We start from the raw sequence: 14,703 nt of genomic DNA, 5'->3' as shown, positions 1-14,703 counted from the left end.
ACAGGAGCCATTGGTGGATTCAAACGACGTCCAGGCAGATCTCAAGCACGTTCTTTACACCAAAGAGCAGATCCAAACACGTATCGCGGAACTCGCGGCGCAGATCGATAAGGATTACGAAGGCCGCGACATCCTCATCGTCGGTGTCCTCAAGGGCGCAGTGATGGTCATGGCTGACCTCGCACGTGCGCTGCACAGCCACGTCAGCATGGACTGGATGGCAGTCTCGTCCTACGGCTCGGGCACCCAGTCCTCCGGTGTTGTCCGGATCCTCAAGGACCTCGACACCGACCTCATGGGCAAGGACGTGCTCATTGTTGAGGACATCATCGACTCCGGCCTGACCTTGTCCTGGCTCAAGTCCAACCTCGAATCCCGTGGCACGGCCAGCGTCGAGATCTGCACAGCCTTCCGCAAGCCGACCGCCGCCAAGGTGGAAATCGACGTCAAGTACGTCGGCTACGACATCCCCAACGAATTCGTCGTCGGTTACGGCCTTGACTACGCCGAGAAGTACCGCAACTTGGACTTCGTGGGCACCCTGGCCCCGCACGTGTACGAGTAAGCACTCTCCGCCGCTTTCCGCCGCGCCCTTTTCCGCTGTTTGCACCCGTAACCTCTGGTGCGTTTGGCGGGAGTGGGTGCGGCGTTGGTGCTTAAGGGGTGCGTGCGGCGGTTGCAGGTGCAGCAGTGGGTACCGGATGAGCCTGCCGTCGCACCCTTTTCCGCTGTTTGCACCCGTAACCTCTGGTGCGTTTGGCGGGAGTGGGTGCGGCGTTGGTGCTTAAGGGGTGCGTGCGGCGGTTGCTGGTGCAGCAGTGGGTACCGGATGAGCCTGCCGTCGCGCCCTTGAGCCATTGAGCTTTTGAGCCTTTTAGCTTTCAGCCGGTGTCCGTTGAGTCGTAGAGCTCTGAGCCGGTGTCCGTTTGTCGCTGATGGCCCATCCTGACGGCGTGCTCGCTTTCGGACGTGGTTCCTTTCTCGGCCCTCATTTCGCCGCACCACTTTCCGCCGTTTGCACCCGTAACCTCTGGTGCGTTTGGCGGGAGTGGGTGCGGCGTTGGCGCTTAGGGGGTGCGTGCGGCGGTTGCAGGTGCAGCAGTGGGTACCGGATGAGCCTGCCGTCGCGCCGACCCTCCGCGCTAAACTTGACCATGACCGGCGCCCCTGCCCGTCTTCTGGCGTGGCTCGCCGTCATGGCGACTCTTCTCACGGCTTGCACTCCTGCCGTCGATTCCACCGTGCTCGATGCTGGGCAACCAATCGCGACCTCGTCCTCCGTGCCGCCTAGGGGTGACGCCGCCGCGGGTCCGTCAACGAGTGCCACTCAGGCTCCTTCGCCCGCACCGCCACCTGCACCTGCACCTGCTCCGCCACCCGCGCCGCCAGCGGTGCCCCAGGCATTCGCCGTCAACCTCTACCAAGAGGGGGATTTCGTACCGCAGTACACCTTTGACTGGTGTGTTGCTGCGAGCATCCAGATGGCGCACAACCTCGTCGATGACACCGGAGGCGGTTCGTGGGCATCATCCGCACAGCAAAGTGAACTGTGGGAGATGGCCCGTGCGCGGTCATCCAATTCGTTTAACGGAGCCAACCCGCGAGGTTGGGCGCAGGTGCTGACCGAAGTGGGAATGGGGGCATACACAGTGGTCAGCATCGCCAACTACGAGGACACGCTGCAGACGGCGGCGCGTGCCATAGCCGAAACCGGCCGACCGGTGGGGCTGGTCATGTGGAGCGGCCGCCACGCATGGGTGATGAGCGGATTCGAATCGATGGGCGACCCCTCACAATTCCCGGAGTTCCAAGTAACGGGGATCCGCGTCCTGGATCCTCTCTATCCGTACGGAAGTGGACAATGGGGCCCGTCACCGGAGCCCAACAGCCTGCTCACCCCGGAGCAGCTGGCCACACAGTTCGTGGTCCGTGAGCCCCGACGATGGAGCGCTGACCTGCCCACCGGCTACCTGTTGGTACTCCCGGTCGCCGCAGCCTGACGCAGCCAATCCAGTCAAGCAGCCTTCTCCCCGATGGCTACGGTTTGGGCTGAACGAAACCATCAGGCCACACGCAGAGATCGGAGCCCGCCGTCGTTCAAGATTCGGGCGAACATGCGCGGATTCATCATGTCGGACCAGTCCCAGCGAATAACGGTAAGGCCCAGTGCCCGCAAACCGTTTTCTCGGGCCTTTTCCGCCATGACTGCTTGCTGGATGGTCTGGTTACCCCGCAATTTGTTTCTCAGGTACTTCCCGTAGCCATCGAATTCCCCCACCAAGTCGAGTTCGGGCCACCAGAAATCCGTTCGGGCGGTCCGTCCGGTCCTCAAGGTAAAAGATCCTTGAAGGCTTGGGGTGGGGAAGTTGAGCAAAATCATTTGGGCTCGACTCATGGATTCCCCCACCGATTCGGACTTGTCTGTGGACAATTCGAGAATGGTGCCAGCGCGTCGTTTTCTCGACTGACTGGTAAAAGCGGAGACAGCGTCACCCAGTTCGTCCACGTCCGACGGAGGACCCCAGGCCCTGTCCTTGTTCCAATCGTCAACCTCAAGAGCGTCGCCCCACCTTTGGGTCCGCCGGCTGGAGTCTACGATTGCCAAGGCCTCAGCAAAGTTCAGGGCGGCAGCCAGCTCCATCGTTGTGCGAACTTTGTCCGTAACACGGAAGGCGCCGAGTTGGACTACCCCGGTGTCACAGGCCCCGAAGCTTCTCCGGATCCCGTGCTTTGACCGGCCACCTGTTGGGTCTGCAGTGACGGTACACAGGTGTTTCGGCACGCCAACTACGCCGAGCCCCCAGAGGAGTGCAGCCGTCTGCAAATTGAAGATGGGCGCAGTCCTGGTCGTATTGACCAGCGCAGCTGCTTGAAGTCCGTGCCGTTGGCGGTTGTTCAATTCTGCCCAATAAGCAGAGCGGACATATGTGCCTCGTCTTACTCGCACCAGTTCGCCACGCATGGCCCGCTTGGCGAGTTGGCGGGCATCCTGTCCGATACGTGTCGCGTCCGAGGCGAGGAGGAGTTCTGGAAAAGCCATAGGTTCTACGTTCCGGCGTTACGAGCGAAGGCGGAAGTTCAGGCTCGCGCTATGTGGAAAACACAAGGGAGCCCACACGGAAAATCAGTCTGCTGCAACTCAATGAGCACCGTGTGTGGCCGTTCGCCGGAGAAACCCCGCACCCTTTTCCGCCGTTCGCACCAGCCGTTACGGGGGCGAATGGCGCGAGTGGGTGCATCAGTGGGCGCACCGCAGCAGAGCGGACGCCCCACTCACGCCCGCCAGATAGCGCAAAAGCCCTGTTCCAGCACGCACAACGCGAGTATCCTGTGTACGCCCAGAGGGAACTTTTGGACTTTCCAGTGCGTGAATTACTGGGAACGGTGTATAGCTTGAAACTGAAGCAGCACCACTCGCGCGCAGAAGTTGCGCCTTGCAGCACTACCAGGAGGGACGGGGCAAAACCCCGATCAGATGAAAGCTAAGAGTTTCTTCAAGGGCCCGGGCATCTGGATTGTTGTCGTCGTTGGCTTGCTCCTGGTGGCATTCGCAACGCTGGCTCCGGGCGGTTCCACGCGCATTGACACCAAGGAAGGCCTCGAACTCCTTTCCCAAAGCGGGAAGGTTGAGCAGGCCAAGATTTTCGACGCCGAGAACCGCGTTGACCTGGTGCTCAAGGACAACCTGAACCTGGACGGCCAGGATAAGGGCAAGAACGTTCAGTTCTTCTACGTCACGGATCGCGGGCCGGATGTGGTGAAGGCTGTCACCAACGCCAACCCGGACAAGGGCTTCACGGACCAGCCGGTGGAGAACAACTGGTTCTCCGGCTTGTTCTCCCTGCTTATCCCTGTGCTGCTGCTCGGCGTCCTGTTCTGGTTCCTGCTTTCCCGCATGCAGGGCGGCGGCTCCAAGGTGATGCAGTTCGGTAAGTCCAAAGCCAAGCTGGTCAACAAGGACATGCCGCAGGTGACCTTCTCTGACGTCGCCGGTGCGGACGAAGCCGTGGAAGAGCTCCAGGAAATCAAGGAGTTCCTCCAGGAACCGGCCAAGTTCCAGGCCGTTGGTGCCAAGATCCCCAAGGGTGTGCTGCTCTACGGCCCGCCAGGTACCGGTAAGACGCTGCTTGCCCGCGCTGTTGCCGGCGAGGCCGGCGTTCCGTTCTTCTCCATCTCCGGCTCGGACTTCGTTGAGATGTTTGTGGGTGTTGGTGCTTCCCGTGTCCGCGACCTCTTCGAACAGGCCAAAGCAAGCTCCCCGGCCATCATCTTCGTGGATGAAATCGACGCCGTTGGACGTCACCGCGGTGCCGGTATCGGCGGCGGTAACGACGAACGCGAGCAGACGTTGAACCAGCTCCTTGTTGAGATGGACGGCTTTGACGTGAAGACCAACGTCATCCTCATCGCGGCCACCAACCGTCCCGACGTCCTGGACCCCGCGCTGCTTCGCCCGGGCCGTTTCGACCGCCAGATTACTGTGGAAGCGCCGGACATGATCGGCCGCGAACAGATCCTCAACGTCCACGCCAAGGGCAAGCCGATGGCTCCGGGCATCGACCTCCGGGGTGTTGCCAAGAAGACGCCCGGCTACACGGGTGCGGACCTGGCCAACGTCCTGAACGAAGCCGCGCTGTTGACCGCTCGTTCAAATGCCAACCTGATCGATGACCGCGCACTGGACGAGGCAATCGACCGTGTCATGGCAGGCCCGCAGAAGCGCAGCCGCGTCATGAAGGAGCTTGAGCGCAAGATCACCGCGTACCACGAAGGTGGGCACGCATTGGTTGCGGCTGCGCTGCGTAACTCCGCCCCGGTCACGAAAATCACCATCCTTCCCCGCGGCCGTGCTCTTGGCTACACCATGGTGATCCCTGAGGACGATAAGTACTCGGTGACCCGCAATGAACTGCTGGACCAGATGGCTTACGCCATGGGCGGCCGTGTTGCTGAGGAAATCGTGTTCCACGATCCCTCCACAGGTGCTTCAAATGACATCGAAAAGGCCACCTCCACGGCCCGGAAGATGGTCACCCAGTACGGCATGAGCGAGCGTGTTGGTGCCGTGAAGCTGGGCCAGGGCGGCGGTGAGCCGTTCCTCGGCCGTGACGCCGCGCAGGAGCGCAACTTCTCCGACCAGATCGCCTATGTGGTGGACGAGGAAGTACGTCGCCTGATCGACCAGGCACACGATGAGGCATACGCCATCCTCACGGAAAACCGGGACGTTTTGGATCGCCTGGCACTGGAACTGCTGGAACGGGAAACCCTGAACCAGACGGAGATTGCCGAAATTTTCCACGACATCCGGAAGCGCGATTTCCGCGAGATCTGGTTGTCCAAGGAATCCCGCCCGGTGCAGTCGATTCCTCCTGTGGAGAGCCGCGCCGAGAAGGCTGAGCGCCAAGCCCAGGAAGAGGCCAAGCAGGCCCGCTTGGACGAGCCGCTGGACGTCGTGGCTCCGCACGCGCAGGGAGTCAGCAGCCAGGATTCCTTCCAGGCCCCGCAGCCCGACGGCGGCAACGACCACCCGCATCACGGCTAAGCTTCTGCTGTGACTCATTTCGACGACGACGACGACCTCGCCGCCGCCCACGGTTCCGCCGCGGGCTCCAAACACGACCATAAAGTGGACCGTCCGCGCATTGAAGCGGCTGTCCGTGAGATCCTCCTGGCGATAGGTGAAGACCCCGAGCGCGGAGGCCTCCTGGACACGCCCAAGCGTGTGGCCAAGGCATATGCGGAGATGTTTGCAGGGCTGCATCAGCACCCGGTGGATGTCCTGTCCACCACGTTCGACCTCGACCATGAAGAGCTTGTCCTTGTGAAGGACATTCCTTTCTACTCGACGTGCGAGCACCACTTGGTCCCGTTCCACGGAGTGGCGCATGTTGGTTACATTCCGTCACATGACGGAAAAGTGACCGGGCTGAGCAAGTTGGCACGGTTGGTGGACATCTATGCGCGGCGGCCGCAGGTGCAGGAGCGCCTCACCACGCAGATCGTTGAAGCGCTGGTGACGCACCTCAACCCGCGCGGCGCGATTGTCGTCGTCGAATGTGAACACATGTGCATGTCCATGCGCGGCATTCGCAAGCCCGGCGCAAAGACCGTCACCAGTGCGGTGCGCGGTCAACTCCATGACCCGGCCACCCGCGCCGAGGCCATGAGCCTCATACTCGGAAGGTAAGCACTATGGACTCCCTCGCTGCAGCACCCGGAACCGGCCCGGCCACAAGCCCGTTGCCGATTCTCCGCAAACCGCGCCCCGCGGCCAGGTTCGAGGACCTGCCAACGGACCGCACGCTCGTCATGGGAATCCTCAATGTCACCCCGGATTCCTTCAGCGACGGTGGCACGCACCGGACACCGGACACCGCCATCGCGCTCGGCCTGCGCATGTTTTACGCAGGCGCAGACATCATCGACGTCGGGGGTGAGTCCACTCGCTCCGGCGCTGAACCGGTTTCCCCTGAGGAAGAACAGCGCCGCGTCCTCCCCGTGATCCAGGCACTGGTGAAGGCAGGCGCGCTGGTCAGCATTGACACAATGCACACGTCCACGGCTGCCGCTGCCATCGAGGCAGGCGCTGCCATCATCAACGATGTTTCCGGCCTGACGATTGAACCGGACATGCCCGAGCTCGTTGCCCGGACCAAGGTTCCGTACATCCTGACTCATCGCCGCGGCGACGCCCTGACCATGGACAGCCTCACGGACTACAACAACGTCACGGAGGACGTGGTGGCTGAGATCAGCGGCGTCCGCGACAAGCTGTACGCAGCTGGCGTTGCGCCGGAGCAGATCATCATCGATCCCGGCGTCGGTTTCTCCAAGAACGAGGACCAGAACTGGGAGATCCTCAAGAACCTGGACCAGCTTTTCTCGCTGGGCCACAAGGTGATGGTTGCGGCTTCCCGCAAACGGTTCCTCGGTTCGCTTCTCACGGTGGCAGGTAAGTCCGCTGCGCCTCTGGAACGCGATGCTGCCACCGCTGCCATTACCGCTTTGAGCGCCACTAAGGGCGCTTGGGCTGTCCGCGTTCACGACGTCGGCCCCAGCCTTGACGCCGTCAAGGTCGCCGCCCGCATTTCCCGCTGATTGGATATCGCTGTGGACAGGATCACGCTGACCGGCGTCACCGCCGTCGGTTATCACGGAGTGTTCGATTTCGAACGCCGTGACGGCCAGCCTTTCGTTGTGGACGCCGTGTTGTACACGGACTTCACCAAAGCGGCTGAGACGGACGATCTCCAGTACACGGCCCACTACGGCGAGGTGGCTGAACTGATCACCAAGCACATCGAGGGCGAGCCTTTGAACCTCATAGAGGGCTTGGCTGTCAGGATTGCCGAGGGCATCCTCGAGAACTACCAGGTTGCCGCCGTCGATGTCACCGTCCACAAGCCCAAGGCCCCCATTGAGGTGCCTTTTGGCGACGTCACGGTCAGCGTCCACCGGGAGAGATCATGACGTCCGGCTATACCAAGGTCATCCTGGCTCTTGGCAGCAACCTGGGGGAGCGGAACGACACCCTGTCCACTGCCGTTGCGGATCTGGTGGACCCGCCGGAGGTGCGCCTCTTGGGTGTGTCGCCGGTGGTGCAGACCAAGGCCGTGGGCGGTCCGGAGGGCCAACCGGATTTCCTCAACATGGTCATGGCCGTGGAGACGACATTGGCGCCTTTGGAGCTCCTGAAGCACTGCCACGCGGTGGAACAGAAACATCACCGCACCCGCGAGGTGCGCTGGGGTCCGCGGACGCTTGACGTGGACATCATCGTGTTCGGTGAAGTAGTCAGCGACGATCCCGTTCTCACCATTCCGCATCCGCGGGCAGCTGAGCGCGCTTTCGTGCTCTACCCGTGGTCCTTGTTGGAGCCGCACGCCACACTGAACGGCCAGAGCGTGGCTGAACTGGCCGCCGTCGCCGCTGACATGCCGGACATCCGGCGCTTCGACGGCTTCGGTGACGTGGCCGGCGTGCCGGCGACGGGAGCAGTGGAGCAGCCATGAAAGCAATGCGCCCCGTAGTTCTGGTGCTCATCGCCGTCATCGCTGCCGTCATTGGATGGTTGGCCACGGTCACTACCAACCGTTTCAGCATGCCAACACCGGTGCTGCCGGTTTCGGCGCTCGTCACCATGGCTGTCATCGCGGTGCTGACGCTCATCATGGGCATCCGTGTCCTGCGTTGGCGCAACGGCAAGAAGAAGAACCTGCTCAATCCGATCTTGGCGGCAAGGACCCTGATTCTTGCCCAGGCCTGCGCTTACGCCGGGACGCTGCTCCTTGGCTGGCATGCGGGGATCACGGTGGATCTTCTCCGAATAGGTGGTTTGCGCGGGGGCGAAGGAATCCTGTGGAACGCCGTGCTGATGGGCGGCGGTGGCGTGGTGATGGTTGTGGTCGGACTTGTGGTGGAGCGGTTCTGCCGGATCCCGCCAGAGGATCTGGAAGGCGGTACCGCCGGACCGGAAACCCGTCGCGGCGAAACTAAAGGTGAAGGCGAGTATGCATACCGAGGCGATTGATCCTCCCGGCGTCCAGTGGCTGCGGGTATCCCCCAAGTACGTCACGGTGCGCTTGGTGGAGTGGGCCATCGGCAACGTAGTGATGTTGGCGGTCCTTAGTTTGCCTCTCATTTTCGTGCTGCTCGGATGGTGGCGTTGGCCGCCGTTGTGGCTTGCCATCACGGTTCCGGCGGTGATGCTGGTGTTGGCGCTGTGGCGGCTGGTTCTGATTCCCCGCCAAGTACGTGCAATCGGCTATGCCGAGCGCGACGACGACCTCCTCATCCGCCGTGGCATCTTCTTCCAACGGACCATGGTGGTCCCGTACGGTCGGATGCAATATGTGGACGTTGCGGTTGGTCCCGTTGAACGCAGCTTGGGACTGTGCACGCTGAAACTTCACACGGCGTCGGCTGGAACCAATGCGCACCTGCCTGGTCTTCCTTCTGCAGAAGGGGCACGCTTGCGCGAACAGCTTTCGGCTCGCGGAGAAGCCAGGTTGGCCGGGCTGTGAGCCTGGAGAGCAACGCAACTGCGAGCCTCCCGGGGAAGCCGGAACCAACCGTCGACGGCGGCTGGAACCGCGTCCACCCTGCGTCACCGTTCGTTCGGGGCTGGGTGGCGCTTGCCGCCGTCGGGTTCTTCTTTGGCCGCGATGCTTTCGAGCGGATGCTGCAGGGCCGGGATTTCGTGGACCCGAACCTCAACGGTCGGGTGCCGTGGCTCTTGGCTGGCGGCGCCGTGGTGCTTCTGTTGACCGTTGGCGGTTTCATTCTTAGCTGGTACTTCACGCGCTACCAGGTGGCCGAGGGGTATGTCCGCGTCAACACCGGTTTCCTGTTCAAGCAGCAACGGCAGGCCCGATTGGATCGCGTTCAGGCTATCGACATTGTGCAACCACTTTTGGCGAGGATCTTTGGGCTCGCTGAACTCAAGTTTGAAGTTGCCGACGCCGGCGAGTCGGCAGTGCGGCTCGCTTACCTCCCGCTGGATAAGGCCAAGCAGTTGCGTGCCACCATTCTTGCGCGGGCGGCCGGCGTGGTCAGCGGGCCCGAGACGGCAGAGGAAGTTCCTGAAGCTCCGGAGCACGTGGTGCTGTCAGTGCCGCCGTCCCGGCTGGTCGGGTCCCTGCTGCTGAGCGAGCAGACCGTCGGAATCCTGGTCGGTGCGGCAGTGGTGGTTGCTGTGTCCGTTTTCACGCAGAACCAGACGCTTTTCCTGGCACTGATTCCCGGCATTCTGGGTATCGGCGCCGCGTATTGGAGCTCCTTCAACAAGGGCTACAACTTCACTGCCGCAATCTCGCCGGATGGGATCCGCCTTCGATACGGCCTTTTGGACACGCAGGCGCAGACCTTGCCGCCCGGCCGCATCCAGGCGCTGATGGTGACGCAACCGCCCCTGTGGAGGATCTTCGGCTGGTACCGCATACATGTCAACGTTGCCGGTTACGGGGTTTCAGCCAGCACGGAGGGCACTTCCCGCACCATGTTGCTGCCTGTTGGCATGAAGTCCGATGTCCTGCGGATGATGTCGTTGGTGTTGCCTGATCCGGGAGTTGAGGATCCGGAAAGGGTGTTCTCTGCGGGGTTGGATGGTTTGGGGCCGGCTGGAGCTGGTTCGGCACTGGTGGACGGCTTCACCACCACTCCCCGCCGCGCACGTTTGTTGGCCCCGCTTGGATGGCGACGCAACGGTTTCCTTGCCACTAAGACTGCGTTGCTAATCCGGTCCGGCCGCTGGTGGCACACGCTTGTGATGGTTCCGCATCAACGGACGCAGTCCATGGCACTGCACCAAGGTCCGTGGGCGAGGCGCTTCAAGGTGGCCGATCTTGTCCTCCACACCACGGCCGGGCCGGTTTCCCCACGGGTGTTCCAAGCCGACGTCACCCAGGCGGTGGAGCTTTTCGACCAGCAGGCGGCCCGTGCCCGGGAAGCACGGAAGCGGCAAACCAGCGAACAATGGCTGGCTCAGGTAGCTCCGCAGGCTCCGGAGGTCGCAGCCACACTTAACGAACAACCCGCACAGCCGGAACCACCCCGCACTTCACCCCAACAGGAGGACCGCCACGATGGCTAGGCCAGGACGACTCGGCGTCGGGATCATTGGCGCCGGCAAGGTGGGTGCCGTGTTGGGTGCCGCCTTGCGCGCGGCCGAGCACGCCGTCGTCGGGGTTTCTGCTGTATCCGAAGCGAGCCGCGAGCGTGCGGAAAACCTGCTTCCCGGCGTACCGATCCTGGAGATACAGGACATCGTGGAACGCTCGGAGCTCGTTTTGCTTGCCGTCCCGGACGACGCCCTCGGCGAGTTGGTGGCGGGGTTGGCCAAGCTCGGTGCGTGGCAGCCCGGCCAACTGGTTGCGCACACCTCAGGCCGGTTCGGCGTCGGTATTCTCAACCCGGTCCGCGCGGTCGGTGCGATTCCACTGGCGCTTCACCCTGCGATGACCTTCACGGGCATGAGCTTGGACCTGACCCGTCTCATGGATTGCACGTTTGGTGTCACGGCGGATGCTGCCATGCTGCCGATCGCCCAGGCACTGGTGGTGGAGATGGGCGCGGAGCCGGTGGTGATTGCCGAGGCCGATCGCACCATCTATCACGCATCACTAGCGCACAGCTCGAACCATATGGTCACGCTGGTGGCGCAGGCATCGCAGATGCTGCGGGAGATCGGCGTCGAAAACCCGGAGTCCATGCTCGGTCCGCTGTTGCGCGCGACGCTGGAAAACGCTCTAGCGTCCGGCGAGTCTGCGCTGACCGGTCCTGTAGCACGCGGGGATGTGGGTACCGTTTCTGCGCATGCTCAGGCACTGAAAGAGTACGACGGCGGTGCTGGCGGCGATGTCCTTTCGGCTTACCAGGCCATGGCACGGGCGACTGCCCGTAGGGCTGGAAACCGCGGACTGCTGCGCCCCGAACAACTGACCGAGATTGACGAGGCCTTGGGCGCCGAACCCGAGGCACCGGAAGGAAACTGAACAGCATGGCCATCAAACTCGTGACCACCGCGGCTGAACTGCGGGCTGGGAGTGCCCGGCTCCTGGCAGCCAAAGGTGGAAATTCGCAAGGACTTGTACCCACCATGGGTGCTTTGCATTCGGGCCATGCTGCGCTGGCCCGGACCGCTGTGGCGGAAAACGACGTAGTGGTGGCCACCATATTCGTGAACCCACTGCAGTTCGGCGACGCCGTGGACTTGGACCGCTACCCGCGCACGCTCGACGCCGACATGGCACTGCTCGATGCCGAGGGCGTTGACTTGGTGTTCGCGCCGTCCGTGGACGAGGTGTATCCCGGCGGCCAGCCCTTGGTGCGGGTGACATCCGGTCCGCTGGGTGAAAAGTGGGAAGGGGCCTCCCGCCCGGGACATTTTGACGGAGCCCTCACCGTGGTGGCCAAGCTGTTGCACTATGGGCTCCCCGGAGGTGCTGCGGCGGACGGCACGACGGCGGCCTACCGGGCCTATTTTGGCCAGAAGGACGCGCAGCAGTTGGCCTTGGTGAAGCGGATGGTCTCGGACCTGAACTTCCCGGTGGAGATCATTCCTGTGCCAATCGTTCGCAGTGAGGACGGATTGGCGCTCTCCAGCCGCAACAGGTTCCTTTCCGACGCGGAACGCGATGCCGCGTTGGTGTTGTCGCGGGCTCTGCGCCTGATCGAGTCCCGCGCGAACGCGCACGAACCGCTCCACCTCGATTCCGCCGTCGCACTGGTCGAATCCCAGCCGATTGTGGAACTGGACTACTTCGACGTCGTGGATCCTGCCACGCTGGAGCCTCTCGCGGAGAACTGCAAAGAGACTCCGTTCCGTGGTGAAGGTTTGGCGATTATCGCCGCCAAGGTGGGGGCAGTCCGGCTCATCGACAACGCTCCGTTGTTCTCCTAACGTTTGGAATTTTTCTGCTGACGGGAATTGGATGGGCGTTTAGACTGTTTTAGTCTTCACCGGCACAGATCGCCGGACACCAAATCCAAACCTTGGGGAATCCTCATGTCTACCGACGTCACGTCCGACGCCAACGGCAAGCCTGAATCCAGCGCTTCCGGCTCTGTCACCTCCACGGAGGCGGCGCCCCCGCAGGCGCCGGCGGTCAAGGCGCCCGTGTCCCAGGCGCCCGTGTCCGGGAAGATGTCACGCGAATCAGTGACGGTCATTGTCACGCTGCTGGTGGCAACCTTCGTGGTGATCCTCAACGAGACCATCATGAATGTCGCCCTGCAGCGCCTCATGACGGATCTGCAGGTGAGCGCGTCCACTGTGCAGTGGCTGGCCACGGGCTTCATGCTGACCATGGCAGTCGTCATCCCCACCACGGGCTTCATCCTGCAACGGATGAGTACGCGCGGGGCGTTCATGCTGGCCATGGGACTCTTCAGCGGCGGAACGTTGCTGGCCGCACTGGCGCCGGGCTTCCTGGTGTTGCTGCTGGCGCGCATAGTACAAGCAGGTGGTACTGCCATCATGCTGCCGCTGCTGATGACCACCATCCTCACGCTGGTGCCGATGTCCAAGCGCGGTGCCGTCATGGGCAACGTCAGCATTGCCATCTCGGTTGCACCTGCCATGGGACCAACCGTTTCCGGCATCATCCTGGACCACTTCTCCTGGCGCTTCATGTTCGTGTTCGTGCTGCCCGTTGCCCTGGCGGCGTTCGCGATCGGCGCCAAGTACCTCACCAACGTGGGGGAGCGCGAGAAGACCACCTTGGACGTGCCTTCTGTCATCCTCACCGTCCCTGCCTTTGGTGGGCTGGTTTACGGTTTGAGCCAGATCGGTGGAGCTGAGGCCGGCGTTGTTCCCGTCATCGCGTTGGTAGTGGGAGTTCTCTGCCTTGCATTGTTTGTCTTCCGGCAGCTCAAGCTCCAGAAGTCCGACTCCCCGCTGTTGGATCTCCGCGCTTTCAAGTTCCGCATGTTCACGGTGTCCACGCTGCTGATGGTCGTTGCCATGATGGCCCTGTTCGGCGGCGTGATCCTGTTGCCGTTGTACCTCCAGAACACCCTGCACCTTCAGCCTTTGGAGACCGGACTGGCTCTGCTGCCAGGTGGTTTGGCCATGGGCTTGCTGGGGCCGGTTATCGGGCGGATCTTCGACAAAGTGGGTCCCCTGCCGCTGACTGTAACGGGCTCAGTACTTATGGTCCTGACCCTGTGGCAGTTCTCGCGCCTTGATGAAGCCAGCTCCCTCGGGTGGGTCGTCGCGCTTCACGTCACCTTGAGTCTCGGACTGGCCCTGCTGTTTACTCCGGCATTCACCACTGGCCTGAACCCGCTGCCGCCGCACCTTTACTCCCACGGTTCAGCGATTATCAGCACGGCCCAGCAGGTTGCGGGTGCTGCCGGGACTGCGCTGCTCGTGTCGATCTATGCTGTGGTTTCTGCATCCTCCGGTTTGGTGGCCGGCATGCAGGCAGCATTCCTGGCTGCGACCGTTATCGCTGTGGCTGCAGTAGTCCTGGGAGCCATGATGCGCAAGACGGAAGGTGCCGGAGGCCACGGAGGTCACTGACCTTGGTTAGCCACCCCTCCCTTCGGACGCTCTCTCACTTCCCTCGGGTTTGAGGGGGACGTTCTCTCACTTCCCTCGGGTTTCAGCTCAGCGCTCTCTCACTTCGGTGGGGGAGCGTTGCCGTTTAAGGGTTGGGTGTTCGACGGCGGTGGTTGGGTTTGGGGGTTTGGTGGTCTTGGGGTGGGGGGTGGGTGGTGTGATGGGCTTCACGGGGTGGTGTTTTGGTGGTTTGGTGGGTGTTTTGGGGTTGGGTGGGGTTGTTTTCCTTGTGTTTGCGGGGTTTTTGGGTGGTGTTGGGGTGGATTTGGTGTGGGGGTTGGGCGCGTGTAAAGTTATTCGAGTCGCCGCCGCTGATGCGGAAAGTTAGCGACAATCTCCCTTCAAATCACCGGTTCCGGTTGTGCTTTTGTGTGCTTCTGGTTGGTGGGGGAGGCCTGTGGCTGGTTTGCTTTGTGCGGCTGGTTCGGGTAAGTTTGAAAAGTTGCTCCGGAGCGATCCAGCTGAGGCTGGTGGTGCCGGTTAGTGTCTGTTGTTTGAGAACTCAATAGTGTGCCAAGTTTGTTGATACCGATTGTTTTATCAATTGGTTGAATTTATGCTGGATTGTCATGCACCCCCGTGTGTGGTGGTCTGGTTTTCAGCTGGTTTCGAATTTTGTGCAGCCGTGTTCGCCGTTA

At 62.2% G+C, this 14,703-nt stretch carries 14 protein-coding genes; 13 read left to right on the top strand and 1 reads right to left on the bottom strand.

What is annotated here, in order from left to right:
- Window positions 1–13 precede the first annotated feature (13 nt).
- Together hpt and AC1RJY_RS11105 are read left to right on the top strand one after the other, a co-directional pair.
- Window positions 14–565: a hypoxanthine phosphoribosyltransferase gene (gene hpt, locus AC1RJY_RS11110; RefSeq protein WP_011772910.1), complete on the top strand. Its 552-nt coding sequence runs from the start codon at window positions 14–16 to the stop codon at window positions 563–565.
- 589 nt (window positions 566–1,154) lie between these two features.
- Complete coding sequence (locus AC1RJY_RS11105; RefSeq protein WP_498602299.1) at window positions 1,155–2,000, top strand: hypothetical protein; 846 nt, start codon at window positions 1,155–1,157, stop codon at window positions 1,998–2,000.
- A 62-nt stretch (window positions 2,001–2,062) separates the two neighbouring features.
- Here AC1RJY_RS11105 and AC1RJY_RS11100 read toward each other — a convergent pair whose 3' ends face one another.
- A complete protein-coding gene (locus AC1RJY_RS11100; protein ID WP_014920369.1) occupies window positions 2,063–3,040 on the bottom strand; it encodes a type IV toxin-antitoxin system AbiEi family antitoxin domain-containing protein in 978 nt (325 codons plus the stop codon).
- 435 nt (window positions 3,041–3,475) lie between these two features.
- Here AC1RJY_RS11100 and ftsH point away from each other — a divergent pair, with 435 nt between their 5' ends.
- The 11 genes from ftsH (at window position 3,476) to AC1RJY_RS11045 (ending at window position 14,026) form a co-directional block, all read left to right on the top strand.
- On the top strand, window positions 3,476–5,545 hold the full coding sequence (gene ftsH, locus AC1RJY_RS11095; protein ID WP_011772914.1) for an ATP-dependent zinc metalloprotease FtsH: 2,070 nt from the start codon (window positions 3,476–3,478) through the stop codon (window positions 5,543–5,545).
- Between the two features lie 9 nt (window positions 5,546–5,554).
- Complete coding sequence (gene folE / locus AC1RJY_RS11090) at window positions 5,555–6,190, top strand: GTP cyclohydrolase I FolE (protein ID WP_011772915.1); 636 nt, start codon at window positions 5,555–5,557, stop codon at window positions 6,188–6,190.
- A 5-nt stretch (window positions 6,191–6,195) separates the two neighbouring features.
- On the top strand, window positions 6,196–7,101 hold the full coding sequence (gene folP, locus AC1RJY_RS11085; RefSeq protein ID WP_011772916.1) for a dihydropteroate synthase: 906 nt from the start codon (window positions 6,196–6,198) through the stop codon (window positions 7,099–7,101).
- Window positions 7,102–7,113: 12 nt separating this feature from the next.
- The gene (gene folB, locus AC1RJY_RS11080; protein ID WP_011772917.1) at window positions 7,114–7,473 is read left to right on the top strand and encodes a dihydroneopterin aldolase; all 360 of its coding nucleotides are present in this window, start codon (window positions 7,114–7,116) and stop codon (window positions 7,471–7,473) included.
- Window positions 7,470–8,015, top strand: coding sequence for a 2-amino-4-hydroxy-6-hydroxymethyldihydropteridine diphosphokinase (folK, locus tag AC1RJY_RS11075; RefSeq protein ID WP_498602298.1), 546 nt, complete (start codon window positions 7,470–7,472; stop codon window positions 8,013–8,015). The genes folB and folK overlap by 4 nt, the downstream gene beginning before the upstream one ends.
- Window positions 8,012–8,533 carry a DUF3180 domain-containing protein gene (locus tag AC1RJY_RS11070; RefSeq protein ID WP_011772919.1) on the top strand — a complete coding sequence of 174 codons (522 nt, stop codon included), beginning with the start codon at window positions 8,012–8,014 and terminating at the stop codon, window positions 8,531–8,533. Before folK ends, AC1RJY_RS11070 begins: the two co-directional genes overlap by 4 nt.
- A complete protein-coding gene (locus AC1RJY_RS11065; protein ID WP_011772920.1) occupies window positions 8,514–9,026 on the top strand; it encodes a PH domain-containing protein in 513 nt (170 codons plus the stop codon). Before AC1RJY_RS11070 ends, AC1RJY_RS11065 begins: the two co-directional genes overlap by 20 nt.
- Window positions 9,023–10,594: a PH domain-containing protein gene (locus AC1RJY_RS11060; protein ID WP_011772921.1), complete on the top strand. Its 1,572-nt coding sequence runs from the start codon at window positions 9,023–9,025 to the stop codon at window positions 10,592–10,594. The genes AC1RJY_RS11065 and AC1RJY_RS11060 overlap by 4 nt, the downstream gene beginning before the upstream one ends.
- A complete protein-coding gene (locus AC1RJY_RS11055; protein ID WP_011772922.1) occupies window positions 10,587–11,495 on the top strand; it encodes a Rossmann-like and DUF2520 domain-containing protein in 909 nt (302 codons plus the stop codon). Before AC1RJY_RS11060 ends, AC1RJY_RS11055 begins: the two co-directional genes overlap by 8 nt.
- A gap of 5 nt (window positions 11,496–11,500) precedes the next feature.
- Complete coding sequence (panC, locus tag AC1RJY_RS11050; protein ID WP_498602297.1) at window positions 11,501–12,403, top strand: pantoate--beta-alanine ligase; 903 nt, start codon at window positions 11,501–11,503, stop codon at window positions 12,401–12,403.
- Window positions 12,404–12,508: 105 nt separating this feature from the next.
- The gene (locus AC1RJY_RS11045; RefSeq protein WP_014920376.1) at window positions 12,509–14,026 is read left to right on the top strand and encodes a DHA2 family efflux MFS transporter permease subunit; all 1,518 of its coding nucleotides are present in this window, start codon (window positions 12,509–12,511) and stop codon (window positions 14,024–14,026) included.
- Window positions 14,027–14,703 lie beyond the last annotated feature (677 nt).

The organism is Arthrobacter sp. GW822-FHT05G07, assembly GCF_058799755.1.
Note: the sequence above shows the minus strand (reverse complement) of the source record. Positions and strands in the feature narration are given on the sequence as shown.